The sequence below is a fragment of the Pseudomonas entomophila L48 genome (assembly GCF_000026105.1).
Taxonomy (GTDB): Bacteria; Pseudomonadota; Gammaproteobacteria; order Pseudomonadales; family Pseudomonadaceae; genus Aquipseudomonas; species Aquipseudomonas entomophila.
Window position 1 is genome coordinate 3656680 of the sequence record NC_008027.1, and the last position, 13957, is coordinate 3670636.

The window sequence follows — 13957 nt, forward strand, 5'->3', positions numbered from 1 at the left end:
GTCGGACGCTCAGATTATCTCCTCATCAGGCTAATCACGGTTTTTGACCCGGCTTTTTGCCGGGTCTTTTTTTTGGCTCTTCAGGCTAATGAAGATCGTTGATGGCCGCGATGATAGCAAAAATGTGTCAACACGTGAACGCTCATTACAAAAGTTTGCGGAATCAGCACTTGAGAATCAATCTCGTTAAGGCTAAGCTGGCTCCGCATCAAGGAAGATGCCCCCACCCCTCAATTTCATGAGCAAGGAGCTGTCCATGACCCGCCTGCTGCTGCCCCTTGAGCACGACCCGCGCACCGCCGAGCAAACCCGCGACGACGCGTTGCTGCACGCCCTCAAGCGCCTGCCCCGTCGGGTCCAGCAAGTGTTCCTGCTCAACCGTCTTGACCAGGTCGGTTTCGCCGAGATCGGCGAACGCCTCGACCTGCCCTTGATCAATATCGAACGCCACATGAACCAGGCCCTGCAGACCGCCCGTGCGCCGGGGGATGCCCTGGCGAGTGTTGCTGGCCAATGGTACGTGCGCCTGCAGAGCCCGCAGGTGACCGCCAGTGAACGCATCGATTTTCGCCGCTGGCTGGATGCCGACCCCGACCACCTGCGTGCCTTCCACGAAACCGAATTGCGCTGGCGCAGCCTGCTTGCACCGGCGCGGCAGCTGGGGCACGACGGCTGGTACCAGCAAGGGCGGGCGGCACTGTCGCTGGGTGGCTGCTCGATTGCCGTGGGGTTTGCCATTGCAGCCCTGACCGCATTGGGTTTGCTGTCCCTGTAGGAGCGGCTTCAGCCGCGATGCAGGCAACGCGGTGCCAGGCCCCGCCTCGCGGGGGATCGCGGCTGAAGCCGCTCCTACAGAGGGCGTGCCAAATGGTTTGCCAGGGATGGGAGCCCGCCGCCAAGCGGTGTAGAGTACGGTCACAACAAACGCCAACAGGAGGCTGGCAATGACCGTGACGCTCTCCCCGCTGCACATCGACTGCGATTTCGACTCCGGCAACATTCTGGTCAAGGACGCCAGTAACCCGGCGCACGTCCACCTGGACATCCGCAAGGACAGCCACAGCGACCACTTCCAGTGGTTCCACTTCAAGGCCAGCGGCCTCACCCCAGGCCAGGCCCACCGCTTCAGCCTGGACAACGCCCATGCTTCCTCCTACAAGAACGCCTGGGACGGCTACCACGCCGTGGCCTCCTACGACCAGCAGACCTGGTTCCGCGTGCCCAGCCAGTTCGACGGCAAGGCGCTGAGCTTCGAGCTCAAGGCCGAACACGAGCAGGTCTGGTTCGCCTACTTCGAGCCCTACCCCCGCGCCCGCCACAACCAATTGGTCGAGCGCGCCCGGCAGATCCCAGGCGTCGAGCTGCTGGCTAGCGGGCGTAGCGTGCAGGGCCGCGATATCCCGCTGCTGCGCGCGGGCAACGGCGCGGCTGGCAAGCGCAAGCTGTGGATCATCGCCCAGCAGCACCCGGGCGAGCACATGGCCGAATGGTTCATGGAAGGTGTGATCGACGCCCTTGAAGCCAATGGCCCGGTCATCCAGCAACTGCTGGCCAAGGCCGACCTGTACCTGATCCCCAACATGAACCCGGATGGCGCGTTCCTCGGCCACCTGCGCACCAACTTCAAGGGCAAGGACCTCAACCGGGCCTGGCAGGACGCCAGCGTCGAGCTGAGCCCGGAAGTGTTCTTCGCCCAGAGCCAGATGAAGCTGCATGGCGTGGATGCGTTCATCGATGCCCACGGCGACGAAGAGATTCCCCATGTGTTCACCGCCGCCTGCGAGGGCAACCCGGGGTACACGCCGCGAATCGAGAAGCTGGAAGAGCAGTTCCGCAGCACCCTGTGCAGCCTGACGCCGGACTTCCAGACCAAATACGGCTACACCCGCGACGAGCCGGGCCAGGCCAACATGACCCTGGCCTGCAATGCCGTGGGCCAGGCCCATGACTGCCTGTCGCTGACCCTGGAAATGCCGTTCAAGGACCATGACGATGCGCCGAATCCGCGTACCGGCTGGTCGGGCGAGCGGTCGAAGGCGTTGGCTGGAGCGGTGCTGGAAACGCTGCTGAAGATGGTAGACGACCTGCGCTGAGCAACACGCCTCCCTTTGTGGGAGCGGCCTTGTGTCGCGAAAGGGGCGCGGAGCGGCCCCGGGATCTGTGCATCAACGCTGAGATCCTGGGGGCGCTCCGCGCCCCTTTCGCGACACAAGGCCGCTCCCACAGGAGTGGTGTTACTCAAAACTGCACATCCAGAATCACGTTATCGGTATAGGTCGCCGCCGGCGGCGTGGCCTGGTCGGTGTACACCTTGGCGTTGTAGTTGAACACCTGGCTCCCCGTGCCGGTGCCCGCCCCCGGGTTCACATCGGCATCACTGCTCGCCCGCCGCGCCGTGGTCAGCGAGCCCCAGCGCACCGCGCCGGCACTCTTGAAGATGTCGTAGGCCAGGTAGTTGTTGGCCGCCGACTTCATCCGCCGCCGCCCGCCCGAGACGTTCTGCCCGTCGTCCAACCCCACGGTGTAGGTGCTGCCCTTGGTGCACGACAGGCTGACGCTCTGGCTCACGGTGCCGAACCCCGCCACCACGGGTGCACTGCCGAAGCTGATGTTGGGTGTGGTGATCTGGCAGTCGTTGGTCACCGTGAGGCTGACCACGATGCTCTGGTTGCCGCTGCCGATGTCGCGCCCCAGGCATAGGTTGCCGATGCCGATGCCCGAGCAGTAGTTCCAGCTCCAGGCGATGTTCAGGGTTTCCTGGTACACACCCGCCGCGACGTTGGCGCCAACCACGGTCTTCAAGTACAGCGGCACGGTCTTGGGGCTGCTGCCATTGAGCAACCCAAGGGCGTCGAGGATGCCGTTGCGGGCGAAGTCGAACTGCACGCCGCGGCTGATCGGGTAGCTGGTGGTGTTGTCGGCATAGATCGTATAAGGGATGACATCGCCGGTCGGCCCCACCAGCCCGCTGGTGGCGGAGGTGATGGTGGCGTAGAAGTGATCGGAGCTGACCAGCAACGACAACAGCGAGCCGGTGCACTGCAACCCGGCGTTGGTGGTGGAGGCGTTCTGTACCGTGGTACGCACCAGGGTCGAGTTGATCGAGCCAAAGGCCGCCGGGGCGGTGGCCACCGACGAACACAACGCCCAGGCGGCACCGTCTGGCAGCAGCAAGCTACCCAGCAGCAATGCCTTGAGCACCTTCATCGACACACCAAAGGGCCGATCAGCGGGATCGGCCCCTCCCCTTCGGGTAAGTCGAACGCCACCTGGCACTGCCCACCATCAGCCTTGTCCACGACCAGGCGGTTATGGGGCGCCAGGTTCTCCAGGTACACCAGCCCGTCCCAACCCACCACCGCCTCGCTGCCACTCTCCTGGTGCAGTACATGACTGCCCAGCTTGAGTGCCTGCTGGTCACTGTCGACCAGCACCAGGCTCGCCGCCCGTACCTGCCTGAGCGGGAACTCCAGCAAGTAGCCGCTGCCCCGGCGCACGGCCACGCGCTGCTCCACCTGCGGCGCCAGCACATCGGCCGGCAACTCCATCGGGTCGATCTCGTACTTGCCCCGGTAATAGCCGCTGCTGTACGGCACCAGCAGGTGGCCGTTGCGGTCGGTGCGGCCGATCTGCTGGTTCTCGTAGCGCACCGGCACGTCGGCGTAACCACTGGTGCTGACCACCACGAAAGCGTCGTCGATGCGGTTGGCGGCGAACAGCCCGGCATCCATCAGCACCAGCGAACCGCTGGCATCGGCCCAGCGGGTCATCTCGCCGCTGCTGCCGTAGACCCCGGCCTGCAACTGCACCGACTGCAGGCGCCAGGTCACGTCGGCCTGGCGATAGGCATCGCGGTTGCCGCCGGTGGCGTAACCGAGGTTGTAGCCCACCCCGCCGCCGACCGGCACGGCGCGACTGTAGTTGACCCGCTGCAAATCCTGGCCGTCCTTGCTGCGTTCGGCGCTGAAGGCCAGGGTGCCGCGCAGGTCGAAGGGGATCACCAGTTGCGCCTGCACCGCCCACTGGCTGTCGCCGACCTCGCGGTTGGCCGACAGGTACAGGCTGCTGTTGCCCCACAGCGGCTTGCTCCAGCTCAGGTTGACCAGCCGGGTACGCGTGCCGTCGCCGGCGCGCACATCGAAGTAGCCGGCACCCAGGCTGCCATAGCGATCCAGGTTCAGGCTCAGGGTGGCCTGCTCGCTGCGCTGGCTCAGGCGGGTGTAGGGGCTGTCGACCAGCGACAGGTCGGCGTAGTCGCCGTGGCGTTGCACGCGCTGGTAGTTGAAGCCGATGCGCCGGCTGTTGTACTGGTAGCCCAGCGCTACCTGCTGGCCCGTGTCGCCCTCGAATCGGCTCTGCGCCACCGCCGCGTTGAGCACGCCGAAGTTGCCCAGGCGCAGGTTGCCGCCCAGGCCGCCGAGCATCATCGACTGGGCGGTTTCGGCGTGGGTTTCCAGGGTGAAGTAGTCGGAGACACCGTGGCGCAGGCTGGCCGACGCCACGCCCGGGCCATAACCAAAATCGCGCACGGCATAGTCGCGGCGCAAACTGCCAGCCGCCACCGAGAAATCCGAAAGTCCCTTGGCCAGCAGACTGCTGGTGACATAGAACGGCAAGGTGGTGGACACCTGCCGGCCGAGGGCGTCGGTGGTCACCACCACCGCCTCGCCGGCACCGTTGATGAACGGCACGTTGGTCAGCGTGTAGGGGCCCGGCTGCAACTCGGTGGTGCTGCTCTTGTAGCCGTTGATGAACAGGTCCAGCGAGGTCGGCACCGCCGCTTCGCCGGCAAAGGCCGGCAACGGGTAGGTGACCAGGTCGGGACGGGCACTGAAGTCCCGCGACAACTGCAGCCCGCCAACGCGCACCGAGGTGGTCCAGGGCAGCGCGCCGGTCACCAGGTCCCCCACCTCGTAGGTGAGCAGACGCTGGTCATCGGTGTAGCGGAACGTGGTGTCGTAGCGCAGGAAGCCCTGGCGGCCGTTGTCCTGGGCGCCGTTGAACGACTGGCGCCACTGCCCGGTGGTGGAGAACGTGCCCCAGTCATCGAACAGGCGCAGCTCGTTCCAGGCGGCGAGGTAGCTGCCGCCTTCGTCGGTGTCGTTGAGGTAGGCGTCGTAGTTGAACAATGCTCCAAAGCTGCTGCGGGCATCGCTGGCCGGGTACAGGCTGCGGTCACCCAGCTGCTGCTCGGGCAGCCAGGCCGGCGGCACCTGCAGCAGCAGGCGCTGGTTCTGGCTGTCATAGTCGCTGTGCAGACCGGGGATATCCTCCAGCGCCACTTCGCCACGCGGGTCGCCCGGCAGCTTGATCCCGGCGCCGCGCAACACCTCGCTGTCCAGGTACAACCGCCCGGCGCGCTGCTGCACCGGTACCAGCTCAGCCTTGCCCACCTGGTTCACCAGCAGGTCGAGGTACAGCGTCGCATCGGTGATGGCGGCACTCTCGGTGGGGGGCGGCGGCAGTTCGTCGGCCACGCCCAGGCCAGGGCCCAGCACCGCCAGGCCCAGCCACAACCGGTGCGTTGCCACCCGCACCCAGCTCACACACGATGTCCAACCATTGCCGGGTCCTCCCTGGCCCCTGACAGACGTTCACCCGCGTATCACTGGCCCTGCTTGATGGCCTGCGCCGCGTCCTGGCCATTGACCCGGCCCTTGAGCACACTGGCTGCCCCGAGCGCGCCCGGGGCAGGCCAACGCATGCTGGCGCCAGGCAACACATAGCCCAGCAAGCCTTCGACCAGCGGTTTATCCTGCCCGCCCTGCTGCAACACCACATCGGTCAACCGGGCATGCACGGGCCCGGTGTTGCGCAGTTCGACATAGGGTTTGCCCTCCACGGTCACCGCACGCCAGCTCAGCTGCGGCTTGCCGACCCCTTCGGCGCTGCGCTTGCCCTCCGGGTCGGGCTTGCCCCACAGCCCTTCGCCGTAGACGAACAGCGGCACCGAGTAACGCATCTGCAGGCGGATGGCCGCCTTCGGCCCGTCGCTGGCGGTGTCGGCCGGCAAGGGCGAAGGGATCTCGTCGATGATGATGCGGTAGGCCTGCTCCTGGCCGGCCGGTGAGCTGCCGGTACGGGTCAGCCGGATCAGTTGTTTCTGCCCCGGCGCAATATTCGCCACCGGTGGGCTGCCGATGATCTCGCGCTGGTTCTGGAACTGCTCCTGATACTCGCCCTGGCGCCAGGCGAACACCCGCACCTGCAGGCTGGTCGGCGCCGACCCACGGTTCTCCAGCCACAGCGCGCCGGCCTTCTGGTCGGCTTCCAGCACCGGGTCGATCGGCCAGATCAGCACCGACGTGGCGGCCATGGCAGGCGCGCCGGCCAGCAGCAACATCCCGATCAGTCCCCGCGCCAGTTTCGCGCCTGCCCCCATGCCCCTCTCCTTCTGCTCGTCGATTGCGGCGGCTGGTTCACCAGGCCACCGTCACTTGCACCACGTCGGTGTAGGTCCCGGCCGGCAAGGTACCGGTCAGGGTCGTGCGGCCGTAGACCGGCAGCTTGATCGCAGTCGGGTCGCTGTAGCTCACGGCAACGCTGCTGCCTATCCCCAGGCTCTGGGTATAGGCCGCGTCGCGGTAAAGCTGGTAGGCGAGCACTTGCGTACCGCCGCTGCGCTTGAGGTAGCGATTGCCGCTGGCGCTGTTCTGGCCACCGTCCAGGCTCATGCTCACCGCTACACCCGGGGTGCACTGGAAGGTCACCGTGGTGCCGCCGAGCGAGGTACTCAGGGTGGCGGTGGACAACGCCGACTGGGTGCCGAAATCGAGCACGCCGTAGTTGGTCACGCCGCCCACCACCAGGCAGCCGGCAACGATCTGCGCACTGACCTGGAATGTGCTGCTGGTCGCCGCCTGCAACATGCCCGGCACGACCAGGCACAAGCCTGCGCACAGCGCCCTGCCGGCCATGGCTCAGAAGCTCAGCTCGACGGCCACCGTATCGGTGTAGGTACCCGCCGGCAGACCGGCCTTGCCCTTGGCCTGGCCATACAGGTTGACCGTCTGCGCCACGCCCGTGCTGGTCGGCAGGGTGATGGTGCCGTCGATGGCCAGCAACTGGGTGTGCCCGGCGTCGGTGTAGAAGTCATAGGGCACGAAATTGCCCGAACCATCGGCCAGGGCCCGGGTCCCGCCGGCGGACTGCGAGTCATGGGCGCCGGCACGCACCTTGATCGTCGGTACCGTGCCTGCCGAGCAGAGAATGCTCATGGCGCCGCCACCGCCGCCGAGCACCTGGCCATTGGCGGTCGTGAACAACGAGTCCTGGGTGCCGAAGTTGAGGCTGCCGAAGTTGAGCCCCGAGGTGCCGCCGCTGCCATTGACCTGGCAGGCGGCGGTGAGGATCAGGGTCGAGCTGATCGTGCCGGTCACGGTGGCGGCCTGGGCATTGGCTGCCAGGGCCAGGCCGAGGCCTGCGAGGATGCAGCGGGTGAGGTGCTTGGGCATTGCGAATCTCCTTGCGTGTTACCAGTCCAGGGTCACCCGTAGGGTGTCGCGATACAGCCCGACAGGCAGGGCGCGCGGCTGCGCGACCACCACGCCGTAGATGGGCACGGGCACTTGCTCGGTGTTGCTGATGGTGAAGGTGCGGGCCTGGCCGATGCCGTAGCGGCTGTTGCCACCTGGGTCGACCGCCAGTTGATAGGGGATGAGTTCGCGGCCATTGCTCAGGCGGCGCACGCCATCGCTGCCATTGAGCCCGCCGTTGATCCGCACGCTGAAAGCGCGCACCTGAGGGGTGCAACTGATCTGCAGGCTGCCCTCGGCGCCGGCCTCGTCCACGCGGCTGGTCAGCGCCTGGTCCCAGGTCGGGCCGCGCGAACCGAAGTCCATCACGCCGGGGTTGCCACCCACGGTCGGTTGCTGGCTGTTGATCTCGCAGGCGGCGCTGATCACCAGGCGCGCCTGGATAAAGCCGGTGCTGGTGCCATGGGCCACACTGCCGGGCAGCAGCAGCGGGCCCAGTGTGAGCAGCAGGATCGAGGTGCGTTGCAATGCGTCCTTGTGCATGGGCATCCCCTACCAGGTGACCGTGACTTTGAGCAGGTCGGCGTAGAGCCCGGCGCGGGGTACCCAGGCCAGGCTGTCGATTCGTGCGAAAAGAGGGAGTTCGACCGAGCCGCTGTCCGGCACCCGTGCCGATTGCGCCACGTCCACCGCCAATGGCTGGCGCCAGGCGGCGTCGCGGTACAGACGGTAAGGGATTGGCCGGGCGTTGCTGTCGCGGCTGGCCAGGTAGCGAAGCTCGCCGACACCGCCATGCTGTCCGCCATCGACGCGCACCTGATAAGGCGTGTCGGGGTTGCATTCCAGGCGTGGTGGCCGCTGGCTGAGCAGCACCCCACTCAAGGGCGCGCCCGAACCGTCCAGGCGTGCGGCACTGCCCAGATCGATCCGGCCCAGGGCCTGCGCACCGGCATCGCGCTGCTGGTTGACCAGCATGCAACCGCGCTGCACGCGGATCTGCACCTCGACGAGAAAGTCCGCCGCCACGGCACCGCCGCTCAACCACAGGCCCAACAGCCCGGCCATCCAGCGCTCCGTCACCTGTCATTCCTTGTCTGTATGCGTTGAGCTTGAGCGTAGCAGTGGGATTGGCGCAGAGTGGCCGTGCGCCACCGCTCTTTGGCATTAATTCCTTGGATGGAGCCACCAGAAATATCCGAAAAAATCAGTGCTTGAAGCAGCATCCCTTCAAATACCCACCCCTCAAATAGTCATATGCCGACAAACCGGCCATGGTTCTGATACCTTGCAGGGCGACTATCCTGTGCCATACGCACCCTGTGCGTGGACGGACCCTGCCAGGAGCACCTCGTGACCACTGCCCCGCTTTCCCTCGACCAGGCCATCGAACGCTGTGCCCAGGAACCTATCCAGGTACCGGGCAGCATCCAGCCCCATGGCTTTCTACTGGTGCTGGACAACACCAGCCTGCGCATCCTCCAGGCCAGTGAAAACACCGAACGCTGGCTCGGCGTGCCGGCCCTGGAACTGCCAGGCCGGGCATTCGACGCACTGGTCAGCGAAGACTTCGACCTGCGCCAGCACCTGACGTCCCTGCCGGAAGACGAGATATTCCCCTTCCACATCGGCGATGTCCGCCTGCGCGAAGGTGCCCCCTGCCAGGCGCCGCTGCGGGTATTGGCCCACCGCCACGACCAGGTGCTGATCCTCGAGTTCGAGCCCTGCCGCGGCTCGGCCAAGGGCGACTACTACCCCCTGGTGCGGGCCTTCGTCAGTACCCTGCACCAGGCCACCAGCATCGAGGACTTGCTGCAGCAGTCGGTACGCCAGATCAAGCGCATCACCGGTTTCGGCCGGGTCAAGGCCTACCGCTTCGACACCGAAGGCAATGGCACGGTGCTCGCCGAAGACGCCGACCCGGGCTATCCCCAGTACCTGGGGCTGTGCTTCCCGGCCTCCGACATCCCGCGCCAGGCCCGCGAGCTGTACCGCATCAACCGCATCCGGGTGATCGAGGACGCCGACTACCAGGCCTCGCCGCTGGTACCTGCCGCCAACCCGCGCACCGGCAAGGCCCTGGACATGAGCTTCGCCTCGCTGCGCAGCGTGTCCCCGGTGCACCTGCAGTACATGCGCAACATGGGCACCCTGGCGTCGATGTCGCTGTCGATCGTGGTCGACGGCAAGCTCTGGGGCCTGCTGTCGTGCCACCACGACCAACCGCGGGCCGTGGACTTCCAGACCCGCACCGCCTGCGAACTGCTGGCCAATGTCCTGTCGCTGCAGATCGAGGCCCACGAGTCCCACAACAGCACGCGCTTGCTGCTCGACCTGCGCCAGCGCATCGTGCACATGCTTGCTTCGATGGCCGACCAGGACAGTGTCGGCGACGGCCTGCTCGCCCTGCCCGAAGTGATGCTGCAGTTCGCCGATGCCACGGGCGCAGCAATCATCAGCGCCGAGCGTTGCGACCTGATCGGCGACACGCCACCGGCGGCGCAGGTCAACGCCCTGGTGCACTGGCTGGCCCAGCGCGGCGAAGACCTGGTGTTCCACACCGACAACGCGCAGCGCGACATCGACGTGCTGCCGGAGCTGGGCCAGCATGCCGCAGGCGTGCTGGCCGTGGCCATCTCGCAGCTGCACTCGCACTACCTGCTGTGGTTCCGCCCGGAGCAGGCGCGCACGGTGAACTGGGCCGGGCGCCCGGAAAAGCAGGTCGCCCCCCTGGGCAACCTCAACCCGCGCCACAGTTTCGAGCGCTGGCAGGAAGAAGTCCGCGGGTTCAGTGCCGCCTGGCACCCGCTGACCCTCGAAGGCGTGCGGGAGCTGCGCGGCGCGGTGCTCGGCATCGTCCTGCGCAAGGCCGAGGAACTGGCCCAGCTGGCCGGCGAACTGAAACGGTCGAACAAGGAACTCGAGGCCTTCTCCTACAGCGTGTCCCACGACCTGCGCGCGCCGCTGCGGCACATCGCCGGCTACAGCGAGCTGCTTGGCGAAATCGAAGGCGAACACCTGACCGAGCGCGGCAAGCGCTTCCTCGGGCATATCGGCGAAGCCGCGCAATTCGCCGGCACCCTGGTGGACAATCTGCTCAATTTCTCGCAGATGGGCCGCTCGGCGCTGCGCCTGTCGGATGTCGACCTCAATACCCTGGTCGATACCATCCGCACGGAGATGGCCCCCGACTACGCCGGCCGGTCGATCCTCTGGGACATCGCCGCGCTGCCCAAGGTGATCGCCGACCCCGCCTTCATCAACATGGTCCTGCACAACCTGATCGCCAATGCCGTCAAGTACACCCGCCAGCGCGACCCGGCACGCATCGAGGTGGGTGCCGTGCAGCACCGGCACGAGATCGAGGTGTACGTGCGCGACAATGGCGTGGGCTTCGACATGGCCTATGCCGACAAGCTGTTCGGGGTGTTCCAGCGCCTGCACCGCATGGAGGAGTTCGAGGGCACCGGCATTGGCCTGGCCAGCGTGCGGCGGATCATCGAGCGCCATGATGGCCGCGTCTGGGCCCAGGGCTGCCAGGGCCAGGGCGCCAGCTTCCACTTCACCCTCCCCCGTCAACCGATGACCGCCTGAGGCCGCCGCCCATCATGCTCAAGCCCATCCTGCTGGTCGAAGACAACCCCCGGGACCTGGAACTGACCTTGCTGGCCCTGGAACGCAGCCAACTGGCCAACGAAGTCGTCGTCGTGCGCGACGGCGCCGATGCCCTGGACTACCTGCTGCGGCGCAATGCCTTTACCGAGCGCGCCGACGGCAACCCGGCGGTGATGCTGCTGGACCTCAAACTGCCCAAGGTCGACGGCCTCGAGGTGCTCAGGGAGGTGCGCGCCACCGCACAACTGCGCAGCATCCCTATCGTCATGCTGACCTCTTCGCGCGAGGGGCCGGACCTGCGGCGCGCCTATGAGCTGGGGGTCAACGCCTACGTGGTCAAGCCCGTGGAGTTCAAGGAGTTCGTTACCGCGATTTCAGGCCTGGGGATGTTCTGGGCCGTGCTCAACGAGCCGCCGCCCGGCTCGCTGCGCCTGAACCGTCGCGACGACCACTGAGGCAGTCACCATGCACACGACGCCACTGAAACTGCTGATGGTCGAAGACAGCTCCATGGACGCCGAGCTGATCCTGATGCGCCTGGAGCGCAGTGGCTTGCAGGTGCAGTCGCGGCTGGTATTCGACCACGTCGGCGCCGAACACGCCCTGCGCATGGGCACCTTCGACCTGATTCTGTGCGACTGCGTGCTGCCCGCCTCCTCGGGCACCGAAGTGCTGGCCATCGCCCAGCGCATCGCGCCGGATACGCCGTTCATCTTCCTCTCCGGCATCTATGGTGAAGAGCACGCGGTGGAGATGATCCGCCTGGGCGCCACCGACTACGTACTGAAGAAGAACCTGCCGCTGCTGCCCAAGGCCGTGCATCGAGCCCTGACTGAAGTGCAGGAACGTCAGCGTCGGCGCCGCGCCGAGGAGGCCCTGGCCGACATGGAGGCCCGCGCGCGGATCGCCATCGACGCCGCCGGCATGGGCAGTTGGGACTACAGCCCACAGGATGGCCGCATGCAGTGGGATGTGCGCTGCAAGACCCTGTTCGGCCTGCCCGCCGACACCGAGATGAGCCTTGAAGTGTTCTACGCAGGCATTCACCCCGAAGACCTGCCCAGTGTGCATGACGCGGTCGAGCGGGCCATGCATGAGGACAGCGGCGGCCATTACCGGGTCGAATTTCGCAGCGCCCCAGCTGGCGCGCTCGAGCCGCGCTGGTTGCTCTCCAGTGGCCAGACCCAATTCGTCGATGGCCAGTGCGTGCGTTTCTCCGGCGTGCTGCAGGACATCCATCAGCAACGCCAGGCCACCCGTGCCCTGGAACAACTCAATGAGATACTCGGCGAACGGGTCGAGCGCCGCACCCGCGAACGCGACCGCGCCTGGGAACTGTCCCAGGACCTGCTGGCGGTGCTCAACAAGGACCTTACACCCGTGGCGTTGAACCCGGCGTGGGAGGCGAGCCTGGGCTTCACCCGCGAACGCCTGGGGCAGATCCCGCTGCTGCAACTGCTGCCGGAAGCTGACCAGCAAGCCTTTCTCGCCGAGATCGGCGCCCTGTCCGAGGGCCGCACCAGCGTGCGCTTCGTCGGCCGCATCCTGCATGCCGGCGGCCAGCCGCGCTGGCTGTCGTGGGTGGTGGTGCCGGATGACAGCCTTCTGTATGTGGTGGCCCGCGATATCTCCAGCGAGCGCGAGTCGGCGCTGGAACTGGCCGAGGCCAACACCCGCCTGCGCGAACAGATCGACGAACGCGAACGCATCGAAGCGGCGCTGCAGCAGATGCAGCGCCTGGAGGCGGTCGGCCAGCTCACCGCCGGGGTGGCTCACGATTTCAACAACCTGCTGACGGTCATCCTCACTGGCGCCAGTTTTCTCAAGAACGACCTGGACAAAGGCCTGCTGGACAAGGCCCATGGCCGCCTGAAACACATTCGCGAAGCCGGCGAACGTGGCGCCAAGCTCACCGCGCAACTGTTGGCGTTTTCCCGCAAGCAACGCCTGGAGCCGGTGCCCCTGAACCTCAACCGCACCCTCGGCGGGCTGGAGGAACTGCTGTGTCGCACCCTGGGCGGCCGTGTCTCGGTGCGCCTGGACCTGGATACCCACCTCTGGTTCGCCCTCACCGACCCGACCCAGACCGAGATGATCATTCTCAACCTGGCGATCAATGCCCGCGATGCCATGCCCGACGGTGGCCAGCTGACCCTGGCGACCCGCAACACCCGAGTGAGCGCCCAGCCTCAGCGCCCGCAAGATCCGGAACCCGGCGACTATGTGATGCTGACCATCAGCGACACCGGCTGCGGCATGAGCGAAGAAGTGGCGGCCAAGGTTTTCGAGCCCTTCTTCACCACCAAGGACATCGGCAAGGGCTCCGGCCTGGGTCTGGCCCAGGTGTTCGGCTTCGCCAAGCAGAGCGGCGGTGGGGTGCGTATCGACACGGCACCCGACCGCGGCACGCAGGTCAGTGTGTACCTGCCCTCGGTCAGGGCCCAGGCTGATCACCCCGCACCGGACCTGGACAAGGGCCGCCCGCTGGCCGGTGGCGGCGACCGCAGCATCCTGCTGGTGGACGACGACCATCTGGTGCGCGAAATGATCGGCGATGTGCTGCGCCGCCAGGGCTATCGGGTGCGCCAGGCGCACAACGGTGAACAGGCCCTGGCGTTGCTTGATGACACCACCGACCTGCTGCTGACCGACTTCGCCATGCCCGAGCTCAATGGCGCGCAACTGGCACGAGCGGCACGAGAACGCTACCCGCAGCTGCCCGTGGTGTTTCTGACCGGCTACGCTGAACTGGACGGCGAGGAACTGCCAGGCAGCCTGGTGATCCAGAAACCCGTGCACGAACAAGTGCTGGCCCTGGCGTTGGCCGAGTTGTTGGAAATCGGGAACCTGAAATGAAAAAAATCGCCAGC

At 66.4% G+C, this 13957-nt stretch carries 12 protein-coding genes; 5 read left to right on the forward strand and 7 right to left on the reverse strand.

Annotation, left to right across the window (positions count from 1 at the left end; genetic code table 11):
• Nucleotides 1-256 precede the first annotated feature (256 nt).
• Nucleotides 257-775 (forward strand): DUF4880 domain-containing protein, encoded by a 519-nt coding sequence (locus tag PSEEN_RS15680; RefSeq protein WP_011534529.1) that lies wholly within the window; start codon nucleotides 257-259, stop codon nucleotides 773-775.
• A 169-nt stretch (nucleotides 776-944) separates the two neighbouring features.
• Nucleotides 945-2093, forward strand: a complete 1149-nt coding sequence (locus PSEEN_RS15685; RefSeq protein WP_011534530.1) for a M14 family metallopeptidase — start codon at nucleotides 945-947, stop codon at nucleotides 2091-2093.
• A 145-nt stretch (nucleotides 2094-2238) separates the two neighbouring features.
• On the opposite strand, the gene PSEEN_RS15690 is transcribed toward PSEEN_RS15685, so the two are convergent.
• The 7 genes from PSEEN_RS15690 to PSEEN_RS15720 form a co-directional block, all read right to left on the reverse strand.
• Nucleotides 2239-3207, reverse strand: coding sequence for a Csu type fimbrial protein (locus PSEEN_RS15690; RefSeq protein ID WP_011534531.1), 969 nt, complete (start codon nucleotides 3205-3207; stop codon nucleotides 2239-2241).
• Nucleotides 3204-5537, reverse strand: coding sequence for a fimbria/pilus outer membrane usher protein (locus PSEEN_RS15695; protein ID WP_158020299.1), 2334 nt, complete (start codon nucleotides 5535-5537; stop codon nucleotides 3204-3206). Before PSEEN_RS15695 ends, PSEEN_RS15690 begins: the two co-directional genes overlap by 4 nt.
• 68 nt (nucleotides 5538-5605) lie before the next feature.
• Nucleotides 5606-6382, reverse strand: a complete 777-nt coding sequence (locus PSEEN_RS15700) for a fimbrial biogenesis chaperone (protein ID WP_011534533.1) — start codon at nucleotides 6380-6382, stop codon at nucleotides 5606-5608.
• Nucleotides 6383-6419: 37 nt separating this feature from the next.
• Nucleotides 6420-6917: a Csu type fimbrial protein gene (locus PSEEN_RS15705; RefSeq protein ID WP_011534534.1), complete on the reverse strand. Its 498-nt coding sequence runs from the start codon at nucleotides 6915-6917 to the stop codon at nucleotides 6420-6422.
• 3 nt (nucleotides 6918-6920) lie between these two features.
• The gene (locus tag PSEEN_RS15710; RefSeq protein ID WP_011534535.1) at nucleotides 6921-7454 is read right to left on the reverse strand and encodes a Csu type fimbrial protein; all 534 of its coding nucleotides are present in this window, start codon (nucleotides 7452-7454) and stop codon (nucleotides 6921-6923) included.
• Nucleotides 7455-7472: 18 nt separating this feature from the next.
• Entirely contained in the window at nucleotides 7473-8003 is a 531-nt protein-coding gene (locus tag PSEEN_RS15715) for a Csu type fimbrial protein (RefSeq protein ID WP_044488839.1), read from the reverse strand.
• Between the two features lie 24 nt (nucleotides 8004-8027).
• Nucleotides 8028-8555, reverse strand: a complete 528-nt coding sequence (locus tag PSEEN_RS15720) for a Csu type fimbrial protein (protein WP_044488223.1) — start codon at nucleotides 8553-8555, stop codon at nucleotides 8028-8030.
• A gap of 270 nt (nucleotides 8556-8825) precedes the next feature.
• Between PSEEN_RS15720 and PSEEN_RS15725 the strand changes: the two genes are divergently transcribed.
• The 3 genes from PSEEN_RS15725 to PSEEN_RS15735 are packed head-to-tail and all read left to right on the forward strand — an operon-like array spanning nucleotide 8826 to nucleotide 13943.
• Entirely contained in the window at nucleotides 8826-11066 is a 2241-nt protein-coding gene (locus PSEEN_RS15725) for an ATP-binding protein (RefSeq protein ID WP_011534538.1), read from the forward strand.
• A 14-nt stretch (nucleotides 11067-11080) separates the two neighbouring features.
• Nucleotides 11081-11542: a response regulator gene (locus tag PSEEN_RS15730; protein ID WP_011534539.1), complete on the forward strand. Its 462-nt coding sequence runs from the start codon at nucleotides 11081-11083 to the stop codon at nucleotides 11540-11542.
• Nucleotides 11543-11552: 10 nt separating this feature from the next.
• Nucleotides 11553-13943, forward strand: coding sequence for a hybrid sensor histidine kinase/response regulator (locus PSEEN_RS15735; protein WP_011534540.1), 2391 nt, complete (start codon nucleotides 11553-11555; stop codon nucleotides 13941-13943).
• The last annotated feature ends 14 nt before the right edge of the window (nucleotides 13944-13957 follow it).